Source organism: Microbacterium oleivorans, assembly GCF_023715745.1.
GTDB classification, from domain to species: domain Bacteria; phylum Actinomycetota; class Actinomycetes; order Actinomycetales; family Microbacteriaceae; genus Microbacterium; species Microbacterium oleivorans_D.
Genome location: NZ_JAMBOV010000014.1, coordinates 1 through 470 on the forward strand (window position 1 = coordinate 1; position 470 = coordinate 470).

Here is a 470-nt window from a genome sequence, read left to right on the forward strand (position 1 = left end):
GTCTTTACCGCCGACCATGGGGAACTCGGTGGCTCCCACCAGATGCATGGTAAAGGTTCCTCGGTGTACAAAGAGCAGATCCATGTGCCGATGATCATTCGCCATCCGGCGTATCCGGGAAATATCCGCTGCAACAGTTTGACCAATCATCTGGATTTAGTACCGACCCTGATTGGTCTGACTGGACGCGATCGGTCGCTGCGAGAGAAAGTCCTGGAGGGCAGAAAAGGCCGGGATATGAGCCCATTACTGGCGCATCCTGAGCAAGCGGGCTTAAATGCGCTGCGTCCGGGTTCGCTTTATTGTTACGGCATGATCCTGTATATGGATGCGCAATACACGGCAAAATTCAGAAAGCTGGCTGGAGAAAAACTCCCGCACGATCAATTTAAAAAAGCGATCGCGTCACTCCATCCTGATTTTTCCCATCGCTCAGGGATCCGTATGATCAACGATGGACACTATAAATT

Annotated in this window: 1 protein-coding gene; it reads left to right on the plus strand. The window is 51.3% G+C overall.

The annotated features are described in order from the left end of the window. Nucleotides 1-42: 42 nt before the first annotated feature. On the plus strand, nt 43-470 hold a 428-nt coding region (locus tag M3190_RS15205), incomplete at its 3' end, for a hypothetical protein (RefSeq protein WP_251583556.1).